Raw genomic sequence first — 1096 nt, 5'->3', positions numbered from 1 at the left:
ACATCACCGACTGTTGAAGATTCAGTGCAAAAACCAATAGACGAGTTGGATATCAGCAGCGAAGAGTTGGCAGCAGAGAGTGCTAATCCTACATCGAATCTTAGTGCAGAATCACAAACAATACCTGAAGTTGAGACCGCAATCTCAGAGAGCAGCACTCAATTGCTGGATGAACTCATAACAGACGAAGACGATCTTTTAGGTGCGGATCTCGATATCGATTTGGATGAAAATTCCGTTCAACTGCTTGATGAGTTGATCCCCGATGAGGACGATGAGATTGCTTTAGAACAACCATTAGATCTCGAAGAAAACAGTACGGCTCTACTTGATGAACTAGTGGATGACTGGGGTGAAAAGCCAACTGAGGCAATCGATGCAACAGTAGAACAGTCTCAGGAGATTGAGCCGTTACAGACTCAAGTCGCTGAAGAAGATATTGATGATATTTTAGACCAATTTCTAGACCAAGAATTAGAGCAACATACTTTAGCGGATGAGGATCAAGAATCATCACCGCACGATTATTTGGCACCAGAAGCTAAGCCTTTAACCGTTGAAGAGTTAGAGCGCGAACTTGATCGTCAAGAAGCGGAAGAAAAGCAAAGTTTAGCGCAAGCTATCGATGAATTTCCTATTTTTGATGAGCAGGCAGCGTTAGATGAACTTGATGAGAGAGAGCCTAATAGTCATGCAATGCCAGAGACAAAAGCGCAGTCAGAATCACATATTGAAGCGTTTGAGCTTGATGATCTGCCTGAGTTTGATGAGCAAAGTGCGTTAAATGATCCTGAAGCAGAAAGCTTACTTGATGAAGAGCTAGTGCTGTCAGACGAAGATCAACAACGAGCTCTGGATAATGTTGTTCGTCAATTACAAGAAGCGGTTGAAGCCTCGGAGCGTTATCAGCAGGCTCCTGAGTTACTTGACTCAATTGACACTAAGCTCTCTGAATCTAAAGAGATACCACCTCAAGAGTTGGCATCTAGTGAAGAGATAACCAAAGAGAGTATCTCCGAGCCTTCATCTGAACCATCAGCATTTGATGAGCATAAGAAAAAAGATTACGACTTTGCCCATTATGATCCGGCTTCAT

General features: G+C 43.0%; 1 protein-coding gene. It reads left to right on the top strand.

The window, feature by feature from the left end:
• The coding region (locus I3255_RS14690) for a hypothetical protein (RefSeq protein WP_238039493.1) at window positions 1-1096 on the top strand (1096 nt) is incomplete at both ends.

This window comes from Psychrobacter sp. Ps6 (assembly GCF_022129235.1).
In the GTDB taxonomy this organism is placed as follows: domain Bacteria; phylum Pseudomonadota; class Gammaproteobacteria; order Pseudomonadales; family Moraxellaceae; genus Psychrobacter.
This window is presented reverse-complemented; position numbering and strand designations above follow the sequence as displayed.